20 protein-coding genes are annotated in these 23521 nt (G+C 42.5%); 13 read left to right on the forward strand and 7 right to left on the reverse strand.

Annotated elements, in window-relative coordinates; genetic code table 11:
* Positions 1-18 precede the first annotated feature (18 nt).
* From MUCPA_RS04325 to MUCPA_RS04350, 6 genes are all read left to right on the forward strand, one after another.
* Complete coding sequence (locus MUCPA_RS04325; protein WP_008504673.1) at positions 19-351, forward strand: hypothetical protein; 333 nt, start codon at positions 19-21, stop codon at positions 349-351.
* A 328-nt stretch (positions 352-679) separates the two neighbouring features.
* Positions 680-1393 carry a hypothetical protein gene (locus MUCPA_RS04330; protein WP_008504674.1) on the forward strand — a complete coding sequence of 238 codons (714 nt, stop codon included), beginning with the start codon at positions 680-682 and terminating at the stop codon, positions 1391-1393.
* A gap of 11 nt (positions 1394-1404) precedes the next feature.
* Positions 1405-1968, forward strand: coding sequence for a DUF6620 family protein (locus tag MUCPA_RS04335; RefSeq protein ID WP_008504676.1), 564 nt, complete (start codon positions 1405-1407; stop codon positions 1966-1968).
* A 2-nt stretch (positions 1969-1970) separates the two neighbouring features.
* Positions 1971-2948: an SPFH domain-containing protein gene (locus MUCPA_RS04340; protein WP_008504677.1), complete on the forward strand. Its 978-nt coding sequence runs from the start codon at positions 1971-1973 to the stop codon at positions 2946-2948.
* A 160-nt stretch (positions 2949-3108) separates the two neighbouring features.
* Complete coding sequence (locus MUCPA_RS04345) at positions 3109-3591, forward strand: HAD domain-containing protein (protein WP_008504679.1); 483 nt, start codon at positions 3109-3111, stop codon at positions 3589-3591.
* Between the two features lie 146 nt (positions 3592-3737).
* Positions 3738-4241 carry a hypothetical protein gene (locus MUCPA_RS04350; RefSeq protein ID WP_008504681.1) on the forward strand — a complete coding sequence of 168 codons (504 nt, stop codon included), beginning with the start codon at positions 3738-3740 and terminating at the stop codon, positions 4239-4241.
* Positions 4242-4254: 13 nt separating this feature from the next.
* On the opposite strand, the gene MUCPA_RS04355 is transcribed toward MUCPA_RS04350, so the two are convergent.
* Together MUCPA_RS04355 and MUCPA_RS04360 are read right to left on the reverse strand one after the other, a co-directional pair.
* Positions 4255-5139: a retropepsin-like aspartic protease gene (locus MUCPA_RS04355; protein WP_008504683.1), complete on the reverse strand. Its 885-nt coding sequence runs from the start codon at positions 5137-5139 to the stop codon at positions 4255-4257.
* A 215-nt stretch (positions 5140-5354) separates the two neighbouring features.
* Positions 5355-6020, reverse strand: a complete 666-nt coding sequence (locus tag MUCPA_RS04360; protein ID WP_008504686.1) for a hypothetical protein — start codon at positions 6018-6020, stop codon at positions 5355-5357.
* A gap of 408 nt (positions 6021-6428) precedes the next feature.
* Between MUCPA_RS04360 and MUCPA_RS04365 the strand changes: the two genes are divergently transcribed.
* From MUCPA_RS04365 to MUCPA_RS04380, 3 genes are all read left to right on the forward strand, one after another.
* Positions 6429-7022, forward strand: coding sequence for a class I SAM-dependent methyltransferase (locus MUCPA_RS04365; RefSeq protein WP_008504687.1), 594 nt, complete (start codon positions 6429-6431; stop codon positions 7020-7022).
* A gap of 508 nt (positions 7023-7530) precedes the next feature.
* Complete coding sequence (locus MUCPA_RS04375) at positions 7531-7905, forward strand: diacylglycerol kinase family protein (RefSeq protein ID WP_008504689.1); 375 nt, start codon at positions 7531-7533, stop codon at positions 7903-7905.
* 326 nt (positions 7906-8231) lie between these two features.
* A complete protein-coding gene (locus MUCPA_RS04380; RefSeq protein ID WP_008504690.1) occupies positions 8232-9746 on the forward strand; it encodes a DEAD/DEAH box helicase in 1515 nt (504 codons plus the stop codon).
* A 174-nt stretch (positions 9747-9920) separates the two neighbouring features.
* Here MUCPA_RS04380 and MUCPA_RS04385 read toward each other — a convergent pair whose 3' ends face one another.
* The gene (locus tag MUCPA_RS04385; RefSeq protein WP_316928917.1) at positions 9921-10490 is read right to left on the reverse strand and encodes a lipocalin family protein; all 570 of its coding nucleotides are present in this window, start codon (positions 10488-10490) and stop codon (positions 9921-9923) included.
* Between the two features lie 686 nt (positions 10491-11176).
* On the opposite strand from MUCPA_RS04385, the gene MUCPA_RS04390 reads away from it, so the two are divergent.
* Positions 11177-12241 (forward strand): IS110 family RNA-guided transposase, encoded by a 1065-nt coding sequence (locus tag MUCPA_RS04390; RefSeq protein WP_008503956.1) that lies wholly within the window; start codon positions 11177-11179, stop codon positions 12239-12241.
* A 632-nt stretch (positions 12242-12873) separates the two neighbouring features.
* Here the strand turns inward: MUCPA_RS04390 and MUCPA_RS04400 are convergent.
* The gene (locus tag MUCPA_RS04400; protein ID WP_008504692.1) at positions 12874-15657 is read right to left on the reverse strand and encodes a glycoside hydrolase family 2 protein; all 2784 of its coding nucleotides are present in this window, start codon (positions 15655-15657) and stop codon (positions 12874-12876) included.
* A gap of 383 nt (positions 15658-16040) precedes the next feature.
* On the opposite strand from MUCPA_RS04400, the gene MUCPA_RS04405 reads away from it, so the two are divergent.
* Complete coding sequence (locus MUCPA_RS04405) at positions 16041-17135, forward strand: MBL fold metallo-hydrolase (RefSeq protein ID WP_008504693.1); 1095 nt, start codon at positions 16041-16043, stop codon at positions 17133-17135.
* Between the two features lie 92 nt (positions 17136-17227).
* On the opposite strand, the gene MUCPA_RS04410 is transcribed toward MUCPA_RS04405, so the two are convergent.
* The 3 genes from MUCPA_RS04410 to MUCPA_RS04420 all read right to left on the reverse strand — a co-directional run bounded on the left by MUCPA_RS04410 (position 17228) and on the right by MUCPA_RS04420 (position 18518).
* A complete protein-coding gene (locus MUCPA_RS04410) occupies positions 17228-17425 on the reverse strand; it encodes a hypothetical protein (protein ID WP_157543812.1) in 198 nt (65 codons plus the stop codon).
* A gap of 49 nt (positions 17426-17474) precedes the next feature.
* Positions 17475-17921 (reverse strand): GyrI-like domain-containing protein, encoded by a 447-nt coding sequence (locus MUCPA_RS04415; RefSeq protein WP_217220400.1) that lies wholly within the window; start codon positions 17919-17921, stop codon positions 17475-17477.
* A gap of 261 nt (positions 17922-18182) precedes the next feature.
* The gene (locus MUCPA_RS04420) at positions 18183-18518 is read right to left on the reverse strand and encodes a hypothetical protein (RefSeq protein ID WP_008504696.1); all 336 of its coding nucleotides are present in this window, start codon (positions 18516-18518) and stop codon (positions 18183-18185) included.
* Positions 18519-18581: 63 nt separating this feature from the next.
* Between MUCPA_RS04420 and MUCPA_RS04425 the strand changes: the two genes are divergently transcribed.
* Together MUCPA_RS04425 and MUCPA_RS04430 are read left to right on the forward strand one after the other, a co-directional pair.
* Positions 18582-20018, forward strand: coding sequence for a DUF4419 domain-containing protein (locus MUCPA_RS04425; protein WP_008504697.1), 1437 nt, complete (start codon positions 18582-18584; stop codon positions 20016-20018).
* Positions 20019-20321: 303 nt separating this feature from the next.
* Complete coding sequence (locus MUCPA_RS04430; RefSeq protein WP_008504698.1) at positions 20322-23201, forward strand: gliding motility-associated C-terminal domain-containing protein; 2880 nt, start codon at positions 20322-20324, stop codon at positions 23199-23201.
* Positions 23202-23521: the final 320 nt, after the last annotated feature.

Here is a 23521-nt window from a genome sequence, read left to right on the forward strand (position 1 = left end):
CTATAAAAACAAAATACGATGACAAACAAAAGCATGGCCATTGTAAGCTACATCACCATTATTGGCTGGGTGATATCTTACCTGGAGTACAAAAAAAGTACAGAAAAAAGCGCGTTGGTTAATTACCATCTTGGCCAGTCCTTAGGCCTCATTATTCTATCTTTTATACTGGGTATAGCCATATCCATATTAACCATGTTGATACCGGCCCTGGGTATAGTTTCCATGGTAGTGGGTATATTATCCATCATTTTATTACTCATGGGTATTATTGCCGCATCAAACGAGGCTATTAAACCGCTACCTGTTGTAGGAAAATTATTTGAGGGGAAATTTGATTTCTCCAAATAATGTGATGTGAACCGAGGGGGATAAACATTCTGATTCCCCCTTTATTAAACTGCCAATTACGACGGCCTCCATTGACTGGATGATTAACCAATGTAAATGGACGTTAATTAAAAAACCATGCGAAACCCGTTTGAAAAGATATCAGAAAACTCAATCTCATCAGCAAAGCAATGGGAAAGTAGTAAAACCTTTTCAGGCGTCAGTTCCATTTGTTGCCTCCAATGCGGCGCCCCGCGGCCGGTAAACACCAATATAAGCCACTGTGCGTATTGCGGTTGCCGACTGATGGATATAGATGTTCAAATAAACCATGATAAACTATAGGGCCATGACGCATGAACCAATTAACCAGTGGAATAACTTCCTTGAAAAAATAAGGGCCAGGTTTGAGGATACTTTAGTTTACGCAAAAGAAACCGTGCTTAGTAGTTTAGAAAAAAACCAATATGACTACTATGGCTCTTTTAGAACGTTGAAAGCCATACAGCAGCAAATTTATACCGATGTGATACAAAAAGTAAGCGATACCTGGCAAAACCAGGTAGAACCTTTGCTGAGGAGTACCACTGTAAACTGGGCCGCTGAGTTAAAAAAGGCGCACAACGTATCCGAAGAAATGAACCGCCAATTAGCGCTATGGGTATACATCACCGAAGGGCAACTATCGCTCAAATATTATGATTATGCTATCCAACTCATTAACGGTGATTTTAATTGCAGCCAATGCAATTCACCGCTATCTGTAAAAAAAGATTTTTTTAATGCACAATACATCGTTTGTAGTTACTGCCAAGCAGTAAACACTTTTGAACCTGAAACCAAGTATGTTACTATTGGGTGGAACGTGGTAGATAACATTGCGGCATTATATGCACTTAACGAATATAAGTTAATGCTTAAAGCCCAAAGCGGTGATGATTATACCAATGCACAGCGTAAATATTATGAGCGATACTTTGAGGAACGTGTAAAACTGATGCCACACACAGCAGCAAGCAAAACAAAAGACATTGAACTGGCGATAAAAAAACAATCTAACTAAAGCAACATCTTATGGAAACCATAAACGGAGTAACATTTGAAGAATATGCCGCTGCTTGCGGCAACCTGGCACAAGGTATGCCCGAAGCGCAAGTAATTGAAATACTGGGGCTCGAAAAGCCGGTTTGGGACGAAACCCTTGATCGGTGGAACGATAGACTTGGCGAACTGATGACCGAAGATATGGACTATGCAACACGGTATGGCGAGTTATTTGCAAACCCCAAGGCAGGAAGGTTTGCTCAAGTTGAAACTACAGCGATGGATGCCGGCGAACTGTTACAGTTAGTGCCCGACTATGAAACATATCAAAAAATATTCTGGCATCAGTCGGTCGCGGCATCACATGGTATAGACCCCGTAACCGTACTGGAAGGCTATGGTATTGATTTAGGTAAGTGGGGGGCCTTGAATATGCATTACCTCAATTATCAAAATAGCCTGCTTGACCACACCGCGCCGGATTATGCCGAAAAATTTAATTATTTCAGACAATTACAGGACAAGTGGCGCAGTCATTTTGAAAGTGAATACAGTAATTACAAATCAGATCTGGCATCGGATATAGAATTTTAACTATGGGCATAGTCAATGCAACCAAAAATCAGTTCAGGTCGGTTATCCAATGGGATGACCCGAAGGAATGGGAGCTATTCCGAAAGTTTGACATTCGGGGCGACGAACTGAAAAACATCTCCAAACTCATATTGCAGCCCGGGCAGGGCTGCATTTATACCTATGAGGGCACTGTTAAAGGCTTGTTTAATGAGCCAGGTATTTATGATATACAGACTGATAACAGGCCTTTTATAACTACGCTAAAAAAGTTCATCAATTTTTTTGAGAGCGAGCATAAAACCGGGATCTGGTTTTACCGCACGGCAGATATTGTTAACATGCGCTGGGGCACACGGTTACCGGTTACCTATGTTGACCCCTTTTATACATTCCCCGTAAATTTACGTGCATACGGCAACTTCTCGATCAGGATTACGCAGCCCGAAGCGTTTTTTACGCGCATTGTTGCAGGGCAATCAAATTATGATGCCTACAACTTACAGGAACTGCTTTTATCCCGCATTTCGCAAAAGCTGGGTCAATACCTGGCCAACGCCAAGTTTTCATATGCGGAGGTGGACAGCAACCTGGAAAAGATGGCATCTGATGCCACAGCACAAACACAAGCCGAGTTTGCAGATTTCGGATTTGAACTGCTTGACTTCAGGATAGAAGGATCGTCGTTTGACCAGGAAACCAATAACCGGATAGCCGGTATATCCAACATTCAAGCCGATGCAAAAGCCGCCCAGCTCGCCGGGCTTACTTTTGAAGAAATGCAAAAAATGATGGCTTTAAGAGAAGCCGTACGTAATGAAAATGGTTTGGGCGCGGGCGTGGTAACTGTCCTCAACCTAACTAATACCCCTCTGGCAAACCCGGCTGATCTCACTTTAATTAGGGCCAAACTAATCGACCTGAAAGAATTGTATGATAGCGGGCTGATTGACGATAATGAGTTTAAAATGCAAAAAGCAAAGATTTTAAAGCAGTTTTAAAAGAGGATGTCGGGTTTTACAATCAGCAGTTGATGGAGCGAGGGCGTAGCCGTATAGGCTTAGCCTGTCTTAAATGTTAATTGAGCATCTGCCAGCATTAGAAAATAGAATTTATGAATCCAATAACATTACGATGAATAATTAGCGGTAAATTTGGGTTATGTTGATTTTATTAGACATAGATGGCGTTTTGGTTCCTGCAAACTCCTGGAAAAAACCGGAGTTTATGGAGGATGGTTTCACTGCGTTTAGTCCGGGTTGTGTGGCAGCACTTAACCGCATACTGCTGGAAACCAATGCATCTATTTTATTGACAACTTCGCATAAAGCAATATATCAAGTTGCACAATGGAAAAACTTGTTAAAAACAAGAGGCATTAATGCAAAAAAATTAAAACGGCTAACTACAGATAGTCTGAAAACCACTCGAAAAGATGAAATATTACAATGGTATAATAATACACGTACACCTAACGAGTACTTTGTAATTATAGATGATGACAAAATGTTAAATGGCTTACCCGAATATATAAAATCGAGTCTCGTGTTGACCAGCTCTTCTGTCGGACTTACCGATGACCTCGCTGATGAGGCTATCTCTATTTTACAGAAGATGCATATCAATAAACATAAACAATTTTAAATTAAAGCTTTACATTTTAAAAGATTAAGCCGAATTGAAGCTATTTAAAGTAGCGCCCCTCCTTTTGCACCGGTTCCATGATCAGCATTAAAGCTACCCGTGTTTACCGGCTATTATACTTATCTTCGCAACATCGCTATTAAACAATGAAAAACACATACTACCTTAAACAAAGTCCTCTTATCTTTTTGGCTCTTGCCTTAATCATATCTTCGTGCACAAAAATACCAGGGCATTACATCAACGGTAATACAACAACTACAGGTGCAACATTCACTTATCAGTTAGGTAGCGCCGCATCTGTTACTTTAACTACACCATCTCATCTGATAAGCTTTGCGCAGGCGAATGCAGGTGGCCCGGATGTTACTGTAATTTCTGCATTTAACATCAGCACTTCCGATAATATTGGCTTACAGTTTGATGCCACCCAACCGGGAACTTATACTTCTTCGTTCGGATATTTTGAGGTAGGCGCTCTTAAACTCCATGTGCCACCTGGCGGAGAAACCATTAAGGTAACTACATACAACTTCGCCGACAACGGCCAGCAGTTAAAGGGTACTATAAAAGGTTCTTTCAGCGGCTTTATGGCCGACTCTTTAAATAACCAGGTAAAATTTAGCGGATCGTTTAACATTACGCAATAAACAAGCCATCAAATTATTGCTGTACAAGCAGTAATTTATCCTGAAGATCAAAAGTTATTTTTGACCCTAACCAATTGATCCAAATAATACCATCGTAGATGAGCCCATCAACGAATTGGACGGGAAAGTTGGAGGTGCTGATTGCCGCATCATGAGCCGACGCAAGTTTATTTAATTTAGTTAAATAAATAGTTGATACGTATTTAGTGTCAACCTCGCTCTTTTTTGCAATTCTTTTTACCCTTACCGTGTCGTTCACATCCACATTCAACTGCTTCAGATATTTGGAGTTAATTCTGAAAACATCTTTGCCGGCACCACTATCCATAGATAACTGTAGCGTAAGCGTATCATTGATTTTGAAATAAGAGAAAATTGTGAGTGACCTATCGCGCGACTGCTCTAATTGTACAGGCATAGGCTTGGCAATTTTTTTTATTGCACTAAGCGTTTGTTTCGACTCAAGCACAATCACTTTCTTATTGAAATCGATAGTAAATGGCTGTGATTCCAGTAATTTTAATGATAAGATACCATCAATATCTCCCAAGTTAAAATCCAGCCAGCTTACCTCTTCTTCCTCTTTCTGAAAACCACCTAACTGAACACCTTTAACCCGGAACAGATCGGCATCCACCCGCTCTCCGGTAGCCCTGAAACCTGTATAAGAACCGGAACTTACTGTATGTTTCAGCTTATTAAAAAACACCTTGGTAAATACCGTTAACCCAGCACCTGTATCAAATATAAAACGGCCTTCTACCCCATCTATTTTGGCTTTTACTAAAATATGGCCCGATTGTAACATTTCAAAAGGGATCTCATTTTTCACTTCAGTTTTGGCAAATGCCGCAGAGTTAAGCAATACGATAAGGCAGGAAAGTAATAATAGTCGCATGTTTTTTTGTAATATTAAATAAACATACTAAAAAATTTACAAGTGCTGCCTGTTCTTTATGCTGAAAATAAACAGAAAAAAATTGGACATGAGTGAAGGTGTTTATACCATATTGATTATCAATTAAACACTTGCGGCCCTTGCTGTATCCTATACCTTTATAAGCGATGTGATAAACACGAAACATCAGCATTTACCTTTGGCAAGCTTAAGCGCTAATTCAAGCTTTTTAAAGGAAGAACGCTTCTGTTGTTGAATGACAACGCAATAAACTGATCGTTATTTTCGGCGATATCGTCCTTCATCAGCTGCTCCAACAAAGAAAATTTGAACTCTTGCTTATAAACTTCCTCACCATAAGTAAACGCCACCGGAAGAAGTATGGGGGTAGCGTTCATGCCTTCAAAATTCACACTAAACAGGTTGTTTATCTTATTCTTTACTTGTTCATCCCGTTCACCATCGATATTGAAAATCTTATCAGCTATGGCTTCAATAAACTCCGTATCATGTCGCCTGCTCCCTATAGTGTAGATGCTGTAATATACCTGGGTAGCGTCGTTCCCGTAAATTTTCTTCGCAATGCATACTTTAACATTGTCTAAGTTTTCAGTTATTTTCTTTTTAGCGTTTACCTGTATAACAATAACAGCCACGATGCAAACCAATGTAACTCCGGCACCTATAATGGCGTAATTGGTATAAATGGGATCAGTTTTTCCCATTCCATAAAATGCATAAACTAAAAAAGCGGCAATAAAACCAATAATTAAAGGTACAGCTACAAATTTATTTTGGCCCGTGCTGCCCTGGGCAGCATACGACTTTTTTAAATCCTCGTTTTGTTCTAATCGGTTTAATAATTCGGCTGTAAAAATCATAGGACAAAATTTAGTAGATGAAAGTTATAACGACATTTTATTCAAACACGATGTTATCGGCATTTCTTAACTACATTAATCAAGCCACGCTTTATTACATTAAACCCTTCAGGTAATTACTTCCAGTCTAAAACTTTTTCAATCGTGTTAAATCGTCAAGGATATATCTCGGTCACCGGTAACCTATTTACCTTTTGCGTATCAACGCAATTTTTAATCTGCGCTCATGAGCACAGAAGCGTTTTATATTATAAAGGTTATCGTTACTGGCATTTATAAAAAATACAAAGTACTTTGAAAATAAAAGTAAATTGATATTTTTGTTTCCCGGATACCTATAATAGTCCTTTTATTAATTGAAGATTTATAAATACAAAGCCATAACCTTAAATGATTGGATAATTTAAGATGATGAATGCACAAACATATTCCTTTTACAACAAATTCGCCTTTTTATACCCTTTGATAGATGTTGTCCTCCAACCACAAAAAAAGGTTTTATTCAGCGAGGTCAACATGTTGCCCGAAGGCTTTTTACTGGAAATCGGCATCGGCAATGGCGCTCATTTCCAGTTTTACAAAAAGCATAAAATCACCGGTATCGATACATCTGCAGCAATGATTAAACAAGCCCGGAAAAAAAATTACGACAATGTAACGGTTTTAAAAATGGATGGCGAAGCTCTTTTGTTTGATGATGGAGCGTTTGACTATGTTGTTCTTTCGCATGTTATAGCCGTAGTGGATAATCCGGACCAATTACTGGCAGAAGTATTCAGGGTGTTAAAACCACAGGGGCAGGTGTTTATCCTCAATCATTTCACACCCAATAACTGGCTTGGGAAAATTGATCGCGCTTTTGAAAAAATTTCGACGCTACTTCATTTTAAGTCGTTTTTCCACATTCATAACATAGCGGCTATAACAAAATTCACCCTTTTAAAAGAGGTAAACTTTGGTTTGGTGCCCTATTTCAAACTTTTAATTTACCAGAAGAAGTGAAAAAGAAATATATTTTTATTTGTGTAGCGATGCTCATCAGTTTGTTTATTTATTTATTCTATCGAACAGACAGGACATTTGTAAACGAAATTGCGATTCGCCTGATTTCATTCCAGAAATATAAAATGTTAAAGGCTCGCGTAGGGCGGTTATTGCCACTAAATAGCCTGGCTATTTACTCTTTGCCCGAAGGCTTATGGGTATTTTGTATAACACTTACATCAAAAACGTTTTACGTTAAGCTTAATAAATGGCGGCTAAACTGCGTATTTATACCGCTTATATTTTGTGTTAGCTTAGAAATACTTCAGTTATGGCATATTACCAATGGACGGTTTGACTTTATGGACATTGCGGTTTCTCTTGTATTTTGGATAATAGCAAGTAATATTTTGACTGAGAAGGACGAAAAGCAAAATATATTTGCCCGGCCTAACTCAAACTCCATTATTTGTTTGGCCAGTTATTGTATTGTTTATTTGGCACATGTTTTTAAATAGAAAAGCAGATGCGTTGTACGAGCAGAATTAAGGAACATCTGGCAAGCTATCGACATGCTATACGAGGGATAGTGATGGCATTTCGGTATGAGCATAGTATGACCTTCCATTTTGCAGCTGCTGCTGCAGTAGTGGTAGTAAATAGCCTGCTAAAGGTGAATCAAACCGAGTGGCTCATCACCCTGATGCTGATTGGCCTGGCCTGGACGGCTGAAGTTTTCAACACAGCTATTGAAAAATTAGCAGACCGGATTTCTAAAGAACAAGACCCACTGATTGGACAGGCAAAAGATTTGGCCTCGGCGGCTGTGTTAATTATCTGCCTCTTCTCGGTTTTATGTGCCATCATCATATACTTCCCTTATTTGTCGAAAAAAATTTGATCAGCAGGATTTTGCGAGGTTTGACTTTATTGGCAACGTTTAAAATATAAACACCATCGGTAGGTGCAGGCTTTGATTTTCAAACCGATGCGTTCAACGGAACGGATCATCCACGCTTGAGCAGCTTCATCATATTCGCGTTTATATGGGCGGAAAACAAAGACGGTGCCGATGGCTCATTTATAGGCCAAACTGTAGCAATTTGACGGTGCAAAATAATGCGGTGCACAACGAGACGGCTTTTATCGCCTGTCGGCATGGATATTGTTTTCGAAAACGAACCATGAAGAACTTATTGATCACCACAAATTTCAACTCTCCACGCCATGAAAACTAACTGTACGGTAGCCGAACTATACCCCTACCAGGAGCGCGACCTGAATGTTTTGTTTGAGCGGCTGGAACGCGCCCCGGCACAACAAAGGCTGCTTTACCAACTGCCTACCGGCGGCGGCAAAACCCGCATATTTTCGGAAATTGCAGGCCGCTATATTGCCCAGTACGGTAAAAAGGTGATGGTGCTGACGCACCGGGTAGAGCTGTGCAGCCAAACCTCGGCCGCGCTCAAGGCCTTAGGTATCCGTAATAAGGTAATCAACAGCCAGGTAAAAAAGATCTCCGCAAAAGAGAACTATCGCTGCTTTGTAGCCATGGTAGAAACATTGAAGAACCGGATTAAAGCGGGTATCATTGCTACAAAAGATATCGGGCTGGTAATTATTGATGAGGCACACCATAATTCTTTCCAAAAACTGTTGGGTAAGTTTGAGCAGGCCACCGTAATTGGTGTAACTGCCACACCCTTCAGCTCAGATATCAACCTACCTATGCGCAAGCATTACCAGGAACTGGTGGTTGGCGAAAGTATTGAGAACCTGATTGCACAGGGCTTTTTAGCTAAACCTACCAACTGGCGTTATGATGTGGAACTGAATACCTTGCAAACCGGCATCAGCGGCGATTTTACGGTAGCCACATCGGATGCCTTGTACACCTCACCGGCTATGCTTGAACTATTGTTGCACGCCTATGAGGCGCATGCCAAAAACAAAAAAACGCTTATCTTCAATAATGGTATTTTTACCTCTAAAGCGGTATTGAAATTATTTACCGATGCAGGTTACCCGGCGAAACACCTGGATAACCACACCGCACCATCAGAACGTGCAGAGATACTTAAATGGTTTAAAAAAACTAAAGGCGCTATCCTCACCTCGGTTTCTATTTTAACCACCGGTTTTGACGAGCCTACAGTACAGGCGGTGATCCTGAACAGGGCTACTACCTCACTTACCCTTTATCATCAGATGATTGGCAGGGCGGCGCGCCGCTTACCGCAAAAGAAAACCTTTACCATTATTGACCTGGGTAATAATACCGACCGATTTGGTGAATGGCATGTACCTATCGACTGGCAACGGGTGTTTGAGCAACCAGAGGCCTATTACGAAGCCTTACACAGCAAGAGCGAATTTGAGGCACACCAATTACCTGCCGACCTTCGCGCCAAGTTCCCCAACACCCTGCAATTGTCATTTGACATCCAGCAGGCCCACCAGGAAGCCGTGGCTAATCAGCTCAAATCAAAAATTGTGATCAGGGATGCTATCCGCCAGCATGCGCTGATGTGCGCCGATAACAGCAATCAACTGACCGAAGCCCTGGCTTTGACCGAACTGCTGGAAAAAGAGATAGCCTGGCGCGTAAAACAGTATGCCAAATGCTTGGGCCGGGTGACTAAAAACTATACCGAATGGCTAACGGAGGACTATAAATCGCGCTTACGGACGCTAATCACCAAGATCATGAATCGTCGTGCGTTGCACCTCAGATCGGCTTAATCAAAAGTCAGATCAGATAGGAAGGGCCGCCAATTCCATTTCAAAAAAACAATAATGCAGCCCGTTACCGGCAGAGAAATAAACCGAAGCCGGGGCTGCATTTTTTCAATTCCTGTTATTAACGGGGGCTTACATCTTCATTTATGCTATCGGCTGTAAACCGACCGGCCCATTTTAGCGCTGATTGGTCCAAACCAGTTTGCTTACGTCGTATCCTAAGTTTTGCGCCTGTTTTAAATAGGCCGTTTGTATAGCCGCGGGGATATCTTTTTCTCTGGATAACAACCAAAGATAATCCAGGTTATTCCCGGCCACCATGGCGTACTTATATTCAGGGTCGATGGCTATGACGTTATAACCGGCATAAAAGGGGCCAAAAAATGAAACCTTTAAACGGGCGGCATCGGGTGTTTTAACAAATTTGGCTTTGCCAATACTTTGTTTCCATTGTTTTTTCACATAGTTGTAACCCTTATTATCCACGCGGATGGATCCATCCGGGTTAAGTGAATACTCGGCGGTAACGTGGTCGAGATTCTTCTCGAATTTAAAGTCCATCCGCGCAATTTCGTACCATTTGCCCAGGTAACTATCCTTACGGAAAGGGCTAACTGCCTTCGCCCCTTTTGGGATTGTAACGCAGGATAAAAAATTCATAGCGATAGCAGCCGCGCCAATACCCATGGCCACGCCAATTTGCATTTTATTCAATCTGATCATCATCAAACTTAACAAACTCATCATCCGGTAGTTTTACACAAGATGAAAACATTTACCGGAATTAATAGAGTTGATGATGATTAACAAACTAATTTGTTGGTATATCCTGATGTTTTATAAGCTAAAATGCCATTAGAGAATCTGGGGGCTTTAACCAATCTTAAAAAATTAAAGAAACTTTACGTTTCGCCTGATGAGCTCCCTACGGTCGGTTTATTCATCTATTGTTTGTTTTTCAAGGTATTCATGAGGTCGCTTTGTTTTGGTTCTTTCTGTGTCAAGACAAAATTGCGATATCAAATCTTCACGCCAAAAACAAACAATAGTGAATAACGAGCAAAGCCTTCAAGCGGCGATTGAGCGGGCCGATGTTCTAAATTAAAGGCTACTATATATTAGAGCAATAATATACATATTGACAATCAACAACTTAGGCAAGCTAAATAATAAGTCGCATCAAAAAACACCTCGTACAAGGCCATGCCGCACGTCCTTCGACAGGCTTAGGATGACCGCTTTTGCGCACAAAAAAGGACGTGTTATACTGAGTAAGGATCCGGCTCTAAATTAAGAATACTGATTGGTGCATACTTATCGCGCGCAAAAGGTCGTATGTATGAAATGGTTCGATAGATGATGTAAAAGAGTTCTTGAAAAAAAGGTTGTAGCTTAATAGTGAACCATTAACAAACACTTTAAACCAAGAACTCATGAAACAAGGTACACAATTAGATTTTAGCGGACAAACTATTTTTGTTGGCATAGATGTACACAAGAAGTCCTGGAAGGTCAGCCTTCGCAGCACCCATATGGAGCTAAAGACGTTTTCCCAGGAACCTTCACCTAAGGCCTTAAGCGGGCATCTACAACAGAACTATCCTTCGGCCGATTACAGGCTCGTTTACGAAGCCGGTTTTTGCGGCTTTGGCTATCAGCGACAGTTTAGTGAGCTGGGGATGTCCTGCATCGTCGTAAATCCTGCCGATGTCCCGCTGACAGACAAGGAAAAGCAGCGCAAATCAGATACGGTCGATTGCCGGAAACTCAGTAAAACATTAAGTGAAGGAGCCCTGAAAGGTATCTTCGTGCCTGGCATCGAGCAACAGGATGACCGCGGTATTATCCGTGTTTACCAGCAAATGATCAAAGATCAGACACGCTATAAGAACCGAATAAAAGGATGGCTTAACTTCCAGGACCAGTCGGTGACGGTAGACACCGATAAATACTGGTCGAATCATTATATCTGCCTGCTCAAGGCCCTTTGCTTGCCTTCATCAGCACGGATCAACCTGGATATTCTGCTACAGGGATACCAGCAGACCCGTATCATGGTACTCACAGCCACCAGGGAAGTCAGAGCCCTATCCAGGCAGCCACGTTATCAACAAATTATAAAACTGATCCGGACCATCCCCGGTATAGGCGAGATTACCGCCTTATTATTTGTCACAGAGATCGGCGACATTGAACGCTTTGATTCCCTGGATGCCTTGTGTGGATATATAGGCTTGGTACCGGATATGCATAGTTCCGGCGATCAAAAAATCATATTGGGGCTCACTAAAAGAGCTCATCATCAATTACGGGAGAAGCTTATCGAGGCCTCTTGGATAGCTGTCAGGCTCGACCCGGCCATGACGCTGGCTTTCAATAACCTTTGCAAAAAAATGAAAAAGAATAAGGCCATCATCAGGATAGCTAAAAAAATGCTCAACCGGATACGGTTCGTTATGAAGAATCAAAAACCTTACGTAACTTCGGTTGTCAAATAAGTCCACAAGGACAAATGCCTGATAAAGCCGGTTTGGTTTTTTTATGAAATGGGCAAACCGAAGCGAGGGATCTGCGGCCCGAAAGGTGTCTGCTATACAAAAGGTTACGGTTGCCCTTTTATCCAAATAATTTGAACGCGATCCTGCAGCCTGCAAAGTGTCTGCTTATAGGAGGTTAGCTGGTCATTTATCAACGCATTAAAATAAAAATTCGTGAAGGTTTTTTTAGCCATTCAGTGAACAGGATAAATAAAAAGCCTCCTTTGACAGAGGCCTTTATCCGTGGTTCAGCAAATCATATTGCTGGCAGGTTGCTCCTCAGCAGCGCCTGTTTCCTCTTTTGATTTGCACTGGAAAGTTAAACAAACAGGGCCATGCTTTGACCAAAAATATTTAAAACATTTAAGCAATACGTGTTATAACCCCTTTTTAAGCCCTTTTGCCTCGTTTACCTTGCATATTTCATCATAGGAGGTCCCTCCTCGCGTCGGGATGACATGACGGAGAAAAACTTAATATTGAAAACCAACAACTTACCAGCAAGTCATCGTAAGTACCAATTACAATAACATCGCACCACTACCTAACATCAATTCATTTAAAATCAATAAATTAAATTCAAATTCATATAATTATTGAACAAGCTGTTTTGTGGCATTCCACGCTTCTACCGTAAGTGTGGGTTTTCCGCCTTTTAATTTTGATGTTGGGGCACTTACTGTTATCGTAATACTTGTGTTAGGAGCCAGCGTGAAGTAAGCTGCACTCCAATAGCTTGGCCTTACTTCTTCTTGATCAACCATTAATTGAGGTCGGATAAAAAAAGCGATCCCATTACCCGGATTACTTACCTGTAGTGTCCAGTCATCTTCAAACTTCCCTTGTTTCAGTTTTGTCACCCGGGCATTAAGGTGTACCGGTGGCAGCGTATTCAACGGTTTATAATCATTCCCCGGCGCCATCCAATAAGCATTACGGGAGATCACATCGCCTTTACCGTTTTTTAAACGGAGCAGTACAAAGCTAAATCCCTTAACCGACTTCAAATCGGCAGCCAGGTTTACACCCACTTTAACACCCTCATCATCAATACCTAACATCGCATTTTTTTCATATTTAAGCTTACTATACTGGTCGTATATTTCGGCTTGCATACTTACAGGGCCGGTAGGCTGATGCGCCCGGTTGATCAGTACCACCGTTGAATCATTCTGATTGAACTGCACATGTACCGGTTCTACCGCATTTTGCATAAAGTAATAGCCGGCATTAGGTTGCAGATACCAATCGTAAATTTGCCACACCACGCTTGGAAAAGCCGAGTTGAGTTTCCAGAGCATAACACCACCGGTTTCAGTCAGTTTATGCCCAACCGATTCAAAGATGCCCTGGTAGCCAGTAGCGTTCATCAACTGCATTTTATTAGAAAAATCGAGCCTGCTAAGCGGCGCGCCATACCGGCTCACCATTTCTTTGTAATACTCATCATATTTTGCCGCGCCCGTTGCTGCATCATGATATCCCCACATGTTATTGAGCGGGAAAGGCAGCGTATTATCCCAGCTTGTATCTGGTATATTTTTGGCGAGTGTGTTATAAGGCGGTTGGGATGGCAGGCCCGTTTCGTCCTTAAAAACCCAATCCTTGCCTGCATCAGCTAACTTGTAATAGGCTTTGGGGTCTTTCCAGGCGTAAGGTCCGCCGCTGTAAACACCCGCCGGGCCGTCATCCGGCCAGGCACCCGCCCAACCAACCGGCAGCTTGGCAAAGCCGGACGAGCTTGGAATATAAGGGCGGGTACCATCTAACTTGATAATGCTGTTTCGCATCTGGTCGTACAGTTCTTTCCGGGCATGGCCTTCGTTACCACCGGTCCAAACCAGTAAGCTGGGATGGTTTCTGATGCGGTAAATGGTGCTCTTGATATTGTTAACAAACACGTTACTTTCCAGCGGCCAGTCCGGCGAGCCCTTAAACTCGCCCTGGGTATCGCCGGTTATCCAAAAATCCGACCATACCATCAAACCATATTTGTCGCAATCGTTCCAAAACTGGTCGGGTGGTGTAATGCCGCCGCCCCAAATCCTAACCAGGTTTACATTCGCGTTCCGGCAAAGCTGAAGCTCATGATCATACCGGGCCGAATCGCGGTTCACCATCAAATCGGGTACCCAGGCCCCTCCATTCAAATGCACCCGTCGGCCATTCACAAAAAACTCCCGGCGAACAAATCCATTTACATCCGTAGTTTTAGTGGCAACATTGCGAATGCCAAAAACAAACGAAGTATCATCTAAAACCCGGCCTTGGTTTACATATTGTAAACGAATACGGTACAAATTGGCGCGCCCGTACCCATTTGGCCACCATAACCTCGGCTGTTTGATCACGAGCTCTTTAAATTGACCAGCACCCAGATCGATCGTTTTAACTTCGCCCGGCTGCATACTTACCGTATGGTTTAACGTTAGGGTTGCTCCGGCAAAGTTTTCAGGCATTATACTTAACCGCAGCTTGCCGTTAACCGGTTGCCCGCCGTAGTTAGCAAGTGTTAGTCCCAAAGCCAGGTCGGCGGCTTTAGTGGTATCGGGTAACCCCGGCAAATTGGTAACCAATTTAGGATGGCTAATGGTTACCATACCGGTGGTACGCAGGTAAACAGGCTGCCAGATACCCATGTTGCGATCACGAACGGGTGGCATCCAATCCCATCCGGCCGAACATAGCATGGTTACGTTCTTACCGATATCGCCGGTAGGGCCTCCGTTTTCATAAAAGGGGCCTAATGCTTTCAGCTGTTCTTTGGCGGGTAGGCCCGGATAGTCTAAAGGATAAATTTTTACAGCCAGTATATTACTGCCCCCAGCTTTAACCTGTTTGGAGATATTCAGACTGTATTCGGCAAACATACCCACCATTTGTGTAGAGTCGGCAATACGAACGCCGTTTAGCCAAACTTCGGCCCGGTAGTTAATGCCTTTAAAAATGAGCTGAAAAAGCCTGCCTTTATCTGCTGCCGGTACGGTAAAAATTGTACGATACCAATAAGGGTTTTTCCATGGATTGGGATGCCCTTTGATATAGCTGTATTTTTCCAGTCGATACGCCTTATTAAACTCGTCGGAAGCATCGGGTATCAACATATTATTGAGCCCGAAGTATGGGCTTGGATAAACACTGTTGGCTACCAGCCCGCCGAGCACTGTGCATGGTACACGTACCGGATACCATTTACCTGCCGGTTGCTCGTTTTTTTGCGTTAAGCGGGCACCATCTGCCTTAGTTAATACAGATGATTGCAGTTGAAATTCGGTTAGTTGCACCTGTTTTACCCCGCCAGCTTGCGCATAAGCCCGATGCGCCAGCCAGCCGGGCAATAAACACAACAGCAAAAAACAAAATAACTTGTTATTCATTTTAATTGGTTTAATAGTTTTTCCGCCTCGATCGGCCATCTAAAGCAGCAATTCCCTACCTGCCGCCAGAAATGATCTTTTTAAAAAACCTGAATCATTTAAGGATAAATTCATCAGCATGATTAGAACAAATATATCTTAATTTAATGCTAAATCAGGGCGACGAAAAATCCTTTTCAAATGCATATCAACCTGTTACACCTGATATCATACCTCAACAAAGTCTTTTTAACCCTATTTGTTAAACCACATCCAAGCAAATGCCGTTTTCCTAATTAAAAGGGCCGTTTAAAATATGAGATCGACGCGGTATCATTTTCCTCTGCCGGCACATTAGGCCCGTTATTAAAATAATAAGCTACTTTAAGCGTTAATTGCAGGGTATGAAATACAGATGTGTGGGGATTGGCATGGCTGCTTTATTGCTAACGGTTGTGGCTGGGTGTGGGTTGGTAAAATCATTGGGGAAAAATCCGGAGGGCGAAGAACTTACCCGCTTAGAGGCTTTGCCTAACTACAAAAGTGCCAGTTTTGAAAATGTGGCCGAACGATCAGACTCTACTGTTAAGCAAAGCCCACTGCGTTTGATGTTTCAAAAGCACCCCGAAAGCATCCGGCCTTCTCAAGCGCTACCGTGGGTTAAAACTGATTTGAAGACCTTGGCCTCACCAGCGCCAACCATCGTTTGGTTCGGGCATTCGTCTTTACTCATCAAAACCGGGCAGGGTAATATACTCATCGATCCTATTTTTAGCAATCATGCCGGGCCAGTGCCTGGGTTAATTACGGCTTTCCCGGGTACTAAGCACTACCACGCCGAGGATATGCCGCCAATTGATGTGCTGATCATTTCTCATGACCATTATGACCACCTGGATTATCGCACCCTGAAAAAACTGAAAGACCGAATTAAAATGGCAGTAGTGCCGATGGGTGTAAAGGCCGATTTAGTGTATTGGGGATTTGATCCTAAAAAGATAATCGAACTGAATTGGAACGAATCAACCACGCTGCCTGGTGGCCTGAAAATTACCGCCACACCGGCCCAGCACCGCAGCAACCGTACATACGCTACCGAAAATAAAACACTTTGGGCATCTTACGTGATACAGGCAGACCATTACCGGCTGTTTTACAGCGGCGATAGCGGTTATGGGCCTCTGTTTAAACAAATAGGCCAGCAATATGGCCCTTTTGATCTGGCCCTGCTGGAGTGTGGGCAGTACAGCCCTAATTGGCCATGGACACATTTGTGGCTCGGTCAACCTGCGCAGGCTGCCGTTGACCTGCAAGCCCGTTTGCTACAGCCCATCCACTGGGCTAAGTTTAAGGAGGCTAACCAACCCTGGAACGAACCTATAGAAAAGCTGATGCCCGCTGCCGAAAAATTAGGCGTGCGGATGAACGTTCCTCGTATCGGGGAGCCTTACACCCTGGGCGATCCGCCGAAAGAAGTAGTTTGGTGGGATTTTAACTAAATCATTTTCGGGGAGAAGGCCATTTCGGTATTTTGAATATGGCGCCATTAGCTTCGTTCAGGATTTCAGTGAAAATATATGCCTTAAAATGTTTAACAGGATATAAAACTCACCTTTGCCTGCGTACACAACAGTTCAACTGCCAGGTTGCCTGAGGCGTTCAGCTTAAGTTCGGTTACCGTGTAGCTATGTTGATGTGCGGCAGCAAAGCCAATGCCAAACTGCCACAGCCGCCATCTTGTGCCTGACGGGTTAGGTATGTTCAGGTCGACTACTTTTATCAATGCCACCAAGCACCCGTGCAAGATACTGGCTCATCCTGAGCGTTTTTGCATCATATTAGTTTACGCCAATAAAAATGTCCACTTCCGGGTTTTCGCCGTTTTGAGACAGTGCGCCGTAAAGCTCATAATCATAGCGGTAACTGCGGTGTAGGGTTTCATCATTCTGCCAGATCTGTTGCCAGGTTTCAACAATGGCCTGCGGCATGGTGCCTTTTGCAGTAAATTTTTTAAACTGCTGGGGCTCGAAAGTGCGGCCCACCAAACCTTCGGGAACAGCATCCAGCGAGTGCACCTTAAAGCCGATGAAGGTTGTATACTCCCCGGTATAGTCGCTTTCGTAATCGGTATACACGGAATAAACCTCGTCGCCAGCTTTATTCGTAATCTTTCCGGGAATATCCTCGCCGTAAAAGCGGCCCCAAAGTTGCCCGATGTCCTGCGCAGCCTGTCCGTTTTGGTTCGTGGTGCTGACAGCGATACCGATGATGTTCAAACTTTCCATAGGTTGTAAAAGTATAAAAAGTAATTTTATAAACCCCCAAAGTATAGTGATGAGAAAAGTGATGTTTGCGATGAATATCAGCATCGGCGACTGTTGTGAATATACTCATTTTGGGGCACTCGTCCACTAACGAGCGCAAGATTAAGCCTGAATAAAATTGTGAAAACGCATGTGGACAAGCACAACAGAAGGAACAGTTTGAACGGTGCAAACACCGGACAGAAGCAGCATCATTCTATTTCGAGATGTTTTGCAAAGCCACTAAATCATCCTTTTGGTTGGCCCAGAGAACCGCCCCCCTATCCATGTGTTAAACATGCTGAAATCCCAACCGCTTACTTTACCATCTGTTTTGATTTGATTAGCCAGCGTTTGCTTTATTTTAATGTACGATGCAGGCGTTACCAAATATTGCGCACTTGCTAACAGGTAATTTTTTATCGAAATATAATTTTTACTATAAATGGCGGGATCAGGTTCCGTCAAAACATCAATGGCACGTGCCGACTGGCTATCCATGATCAGCACCTCGGCAAAATCAAGGTTGATATTATCAAAGTGTTGCTTTAATATTAATGAACTGCCGTTATCAGTCATTTTTATTAAAATTTATTTATGGAATAGTATACTCCATTGCATCTAACCCAAAACCAAACACAGATGAGAAAATTTTACATTACCGCGCTTTTATTGGTTAATATATTTACCTGTTATGGGCAAAAGAGCATAACCTTTAAGGTTGAGGACCTAAAACCGCCGGAAAAACTTTTAAGGGTTGAGGATTACCGGGTGATACTTGAAGATCTTATCCGGCAGGATAACGGCATATCAAGATACCCGCTCAACAAGCCGCATACCAACCCTGCATTTAACATCATTGCCCAAAGCGAGGTTCACGATAGCTTGGTAACACGCGGCTATCATCCTTTTTTTGAAGGTATGTATGCCGCTTACGCAGATCACCGTCCGTTTACGCTATCGCCGGATATGATGTGGCTGCTCATTAGCCAGGGTTTTGCCAACCACGTTAACAACAACAGCGAAGAACTGCGTAAATTATTTGTTGATTTTGATGGAAAAACAAGCTTAATTGTACAAAACAACAAGATCAAACTGGATGATGCCAAAAGCCCCTGGCCTGAGGTTTTCCCCGAGTTTAGTAAGCAAATAGCCGATCATACCGGCAAGCAGCTTACCGATGCATTAACTGCCGATTTTAGCACAACTACGCCGGTTACGAAGGTAGCATCGCAAATCACGTTGATGAATGCCGTAAAATCGTACTTTGATTTTATAGTGATCATGATAGGCTGCGGGATACCCAAAATAACTTTAGAAGGCACCCCGCAAGACTGGCGACGTGTTTTAACCAAAACCGAGGCCTTGAGAAAATACAAACTTGACTGGTGGATTGACGAAATTGAACCTTTATTGAAACAATTTATACTGGCATCGGAGGGTAAAGCTGACCGGGATTTTTGGAAAGATATGTTTAAATATCATTCGGAAGGTAAATGCGGTTCGCCTACCATTATTGATGGGTGGATAGTTAAGTTTTTTCCGTATAATAAAGATGGTAAACGCATGGAGCTAAAAGAGATTGCGGGAACGGGCGGCCTGCCTAACGAAATAGTAAAAGTTGACCTGGAATATCAATCAGGCGATGGCGCAGGTAATTTTGTTAAAACCCCGCTTGAATTATGGGCTGGCTTTGTTGGCTTAAAGCAGAATGATAGAACATTTGGTCTTCGTCCCGAAATTGGCTGGATGATTAGAAAAAAAGACACAGCAGCAGTTAGCCAACCGTTAGTAGATCAATTAAAGCAGCAAAACACGCTTGATAATTGGGGTGGCATTATGCTGCGCAGTAAAACAATTCCGCCCGAGATTTTCTATATAGGGCCTATCAAATTGCTCGAAATTTACTTTACCAATGGCGTAGATATTCCCAACGAAATGGCGAATATAAAAGTGCAGCAGTTTAAAATACATGGCGATATTACACTCGCCGAAACAGACAGGATACGCAAGCTAATGCCTGATACAAAACTCATTATTAACAATCAAGAAGTTAAAACCATGTTATTCAAACAATAAATTTCCCTTTATTTGTCACCATATTTTAGTGATAATTTATTACAAGGCCGATTTGACTTCTGAACAATCAATTCATCAGGGGAGTTAAGTAGTATCATCAAAATGGCCTATCGAAATTTTAAATGCTGCCAGTAATTTTACTTACTACCCTTATTCTATTACAAAATGGCGCCACAATAGGGTTTATTTCATTACAAAAACGGTGTTTATTTACCCTTATTCATTTTAAAAAGCTTCCTGCAAAAAACTATTTATATATTTTATGCCGGTTGGATATATTATTTTCGGTATATTAGTTACTCTATGCTTTTTCGTTACCTACTGTTGTTTTTTATTGTTTTTCCCTTTTACGGGGCACGTGCCCAGCAAGATGTTGACTTTCATTTAAGCGGGACGTTTTTGGCCGGTAAAAATATCCTGAAAGTTAAGCGCGATTTTAATGATCTTTATCTTTGGATACTGGCTCAAAATAACGAAGTATATCGGATGAACAGTGTTACAAAAGTGGTTGACGACTACAGCAGCCAGTTCAGCGCTTACAGCGGCTATCAATTTATCGACATTGCCGGGCGCAGCCAGGACACGGTTTTTATTGCCACTAATTCGTCCAATGTTATAGAATATAAAAAGGGAACCTATAAATTAATAACGCCGGCCGATGGTGTACCTGGGTTGGTGAATTCTATAGGAATCGATTACACCGGCAGCTATCAAAACTACCCTTTTGTTAAATTTAACAACCAACATGCCTTATTAATTGCTACAAATCATGGCCTTTGCCGTTACGACTATAAAACTGAGCTCATGCTTTCCAATTCATCAACAGTGGCGAGCAGGGTTTTCAAAGCCACTTACAGAAATGAATTGACAAGCTATTTAGAGTTCGGCATGGACCCTGACCCTGCAATTTTATATCCTGTTATGGGATACATGCTTGGGCTTTATGGTGGCGACCTTTGGTATGGCACTTCCACTTTGGGCTACAATTTGAATTGCGCTTCTTATACGCAGGGACTGATAGAGGATAACGGGTATATCACAACCTATATGAACCTTTACTGGGGGACTGAAAAAGGCTTATTCCAAAACAACCGTGCAAACTCAAAAGGCTCCGGTTACCCCCATTACCATTATCTCGACGGCATCAACGTAAACGCAATCACATCAATTTATGGACTAACGGCATTTGGGAATATTGCAAACCCGGGTTTAATCAAAGAAAATTTATTGGTTGGCACTGATGCCGGATTATATTTTTCAAATTCCGGGTACCAAATATTTGGTTCTGCTACCCTTCCTCATTATACGATGTTTCTACTTAATGATCTGGGAACAAAAAAGATCAATGACATTTGCGTAAATGCGACCTCATACGCTAAGCCCGTATGTGAAGATGGCGCCTGGATAGCCGCCACTGATGGATTATACCTGATAACACCCAATTTCGCGCCGTATGTCAATACGGCTAATAAGCTATCGGCCATACAATTTACAGGGCAAAATCCCAATATCAGCCAGCTACAAATATGCGCAAATACCACAACCAGCGCTTCCGTTTTAGGCTATGCTTATACAGGCGGCGTAATTCAATGGTATAAAGATGGGCAGCCCATGATAGGGCAGGTAGGGAATTCATTATCGATAGCTGCAGCCGGCGACTACTACATAACCATGTATGACCCTTGCTCCCCTGTATATTTCGAGTCTAATCACCTTACGGTAACCACCATCACAGCTCCTTTATTTACTTTTAATTATCCCGATCAGCAAAGTTATTGCGATGGCAGCACGGCTACCTTAACAACAGGGGCTAACGCGGCTTACCAATACCGTTGGTATAAGGATGGCGTGCTCAATGGTAACACAACGGCAACGCTAAACACCACCATCAGCGGTAAATACAAACTCGAAGTAAGCAGTTGCCAGGGCAATGGCTGGGTAGCATCAAAAGAAGTACAGTTAACGTTTGTAAAAATGCCGCAGCCCGTAATAACGGCTGATAAAGCAGCATACTGCCTGGGTGAGCAAGCTACGTTGGCAGCTACCGTGCCAATTGACGGTTCGCAGATCATCAACTGGCAGGCGTATCAATACCGTTGGTATAAAGATGGGGTTTTAAACGGTTTAACCACAGCATCAATTAAAATTAGCCAGCCAGGCAAATACAAAGTAGAAGTATTATCCTGCGCTGGCACCTGGGTAGCATCGCAGGAAACTGCGATTGGCTTTATAACCATAAATGTACCTATCATCACTACAGATAAGATGGCTTATTGCATTGGCGACCAGGCCACCCTGAAAACCAGTTTTGTTAACGATGGCACCTACACCATCAACTGGTACCGCGATGGCATCCTTATTCCTTCTGTACAAAACAGCACATCGTTAACCACTATCCAAGGCGGGAATTATACGGTAGATGTAGCAAGCAAGCTAACCTCATGCAGCCAATCATCTGCTGCTTACACTTTGGATTTTCAAAATCCGCCAACCGTCAATTTACAACAAACTACCAACACCACTTTGTGCGCCGGGCAAACAGTCAATCTAACGGCTACTTTTCCAACCGGCAGTACGATCAAATGGTCAACGGGTGAAACCACCGCCAGCATTAGCGTAACACAGGGCGGCACCTATTCTGCAACCGTTACATCTGCTTCCGGTTGTACAGCTTATCAAAGTATAGCAGTGCAATTTTTAAGCAATCCTGTTTTAGCACTTACAAATGCCACATTGTGTCAGTATACGAATGAAACCATCACTTTAACGGCTCCTTCGGGTTTTGCAAAATACGAATGGAACGGCTCAGCAGGTTCGTCAAGCTTTATCACCGGGAATATTGGCAAAGTTTCTTTAAAGGTTACTGATCATAATGGTTGTACGGCAACACAAATAATCACCATCAGCAGCCAATGTAAAGATATACACATACCTAATACTTTTACTCCGAATGGCGACGGGCAAAATGATACCTGGGAAATAAGCGGGCTCAATGCTGATCATACTACAAACATCAAAGTATATTCACGCTGGGGAGCCTTGGTGTATAGCCAAAATGGTTATTCAAAACCCTGGGATGGTACATCGGCCGGAAAAAAACTTCCGGAAGGACCATATTATTATATTATTAGCACACACGGCGCTAAGCAAGTGTTAAGCGGTTCCGTAACGCTGATTTATTAAGGGAAGGGTCAATAAGTTTGCTTCCCATTCTATCCTGATTTCTTACACAAGAATAGTTTACAAAAGCGATACAATATTGACGAAGCAGTTATAAAAGGAAGCCTTACTAATAAACCAAAGGTGCCAATAAATTAGCGTCCGCTATAGATCATTTTTTATCCATACGGTGTATTTTTGAGTCGAATTATTTATGCTTCTATTAAAAATGAGTGGACAATAAATAAAATCGACATCAGATTAATGTAGCCGTCGTTACAGCAAGATGCTTAATTGTATTATCAAATAATGTTTAATTTGATAATACAACGCAGAAACGTCTC

It is taken from the genome of Mucilaginibacter paludis DSM 18603, from assembly GCF_000166195.2.
Taxonomy (GTDB): Bacteria; Bacteroidota; Bacteroidia; order Sphingobacteriales; family Sphingobacteriaceae; genus Mucilaginibacter; species Mucilaginibacter paludis.

Coding starts and splice junctions, on each gene's coding strand:
- MUCPA_RS04400 (WP_008504692.1), bottom strand. CDS start 15,657: ATGAATAACAAGTTATTTTGTTTTTTGCTGTTGTGTTTATTGCCCGGC.
- MUCPA_RS04415 (WP_217220400.1), bottom strand. CDS start 17,921: ATGGAAAGTTTGAACATCATCGGTATCGCTGTCAGCACCACGAACCAA.
- MUCPA_RS04430 (WP_008504698.1), top strand. CDS start 20,322: ATGCTTTTTCGTTACCTACTGTTGTTTTTTATTGTTTTTCCCTTTTAC.
- MUCPA_RS04325 (WP_008504673.1), top strand. CDS start 19: ATGACAAACAAAAGCATGGCCATTGTAAGCTACATCACCATTATTGGC.
- MUCPA_RS04375 (WP_008504689.1), top strand. CDS start 7,531: ATGCGTTGTACGAGCAGAATTAAGGAACATCTGGCAAGCTATCGACAT.
- MUCPA_RS04335 (WP_008504676.1), top strand. CDS start 1,405: ATGGAAACCATAAACGGAGTAACATTTGAAGAATATGCCGCTGCTTGC.
- MUCPA_RS04345 (WP_008504679.1), top strand. CDS start 3,109: ATGTTGATTTTATTAGACATAGATGGCGTTTTGGTTCCTGCAAACTCC.
- MUCPA_RS04350 (WP_008504681.1), top strand. CDS start 3,738: ATGAAAAACACATACTACCTTAAACAAAGTCCTCTTATCTTTTTGGCT.
- MUCPA_RS04330 (WP_008504674.1), top strand. CDS start 680: ATGACGCATGAACCAATTAACCAGTGGAATAACTTCCTTGAAAAAATA.
- MUCPA_RS04360 (WP_008504686.1), bottom strand. CDS start 6,020: ATGATTTTTACAGCCGAATTATTAAACCGATTAGAACAAAACGAGGAT.
- MUCPA_RS04355 (WP_008504683.1), bottom strand. CDS start 5,139: ATGCGACTATTATTACTTTCCTGCCTTATCGTATTGCTTAACTCTGCG.
- MUCPA_RS04390 (WP_008503956.1), top strand. CDS start 11,177: ATGAAACAAGGTACACAATTAGATTTTAGCGGACAAACTATTTTTGTT.
- MUCPA_RS04365 (WP_008504687.1), top strand. CDS start 6,429: ATGATGAATGCACAAACATATTCCTTTTACAACAAATTCGCCTTTTTA.
- MUCPA_RS04405 (WP_008504693.1), top strand. CDS start 16,041: ATGAAATACAGATGTGTGGGGATTGGCATGGCTGCTTTATTGCTAACG.
- MUCPA_RS04340 (WP_008504677.1), top strand. CDS start 1,971: ATGGGCATAGTCAATGCAACCAAAAATCAGTTCAGGTCGGTTATCCAA.
- MUCPA_RS04420 (WP_008504696.1), bottom strand. CDS start 18,518: ATGACTGATAACGGCAGTTCATTAATATTAAAGCAACACTTTGATAAT.
- MUCPA_RS04385 (WP_316928917.1), bottom strand. CDS start 10,490: ATGATGAGTTTGTTAAGTTTGATGATGATCAGATTGAATAAAATGCAA.
- MUCPA_RS04425 (WP_008504697.1), top strand. CDS start 18,582: ATGAGAAAATTTTACATTACCGCGCTTTTATTGGTTAATATATTTACC.
- MUCPA_RS04380 (WP_008504690.1), top strand. CDS start 8,232: ATGAAAACTAACTGTACGGTAGCCGAACTATACCCCTACCAGGAGCGC.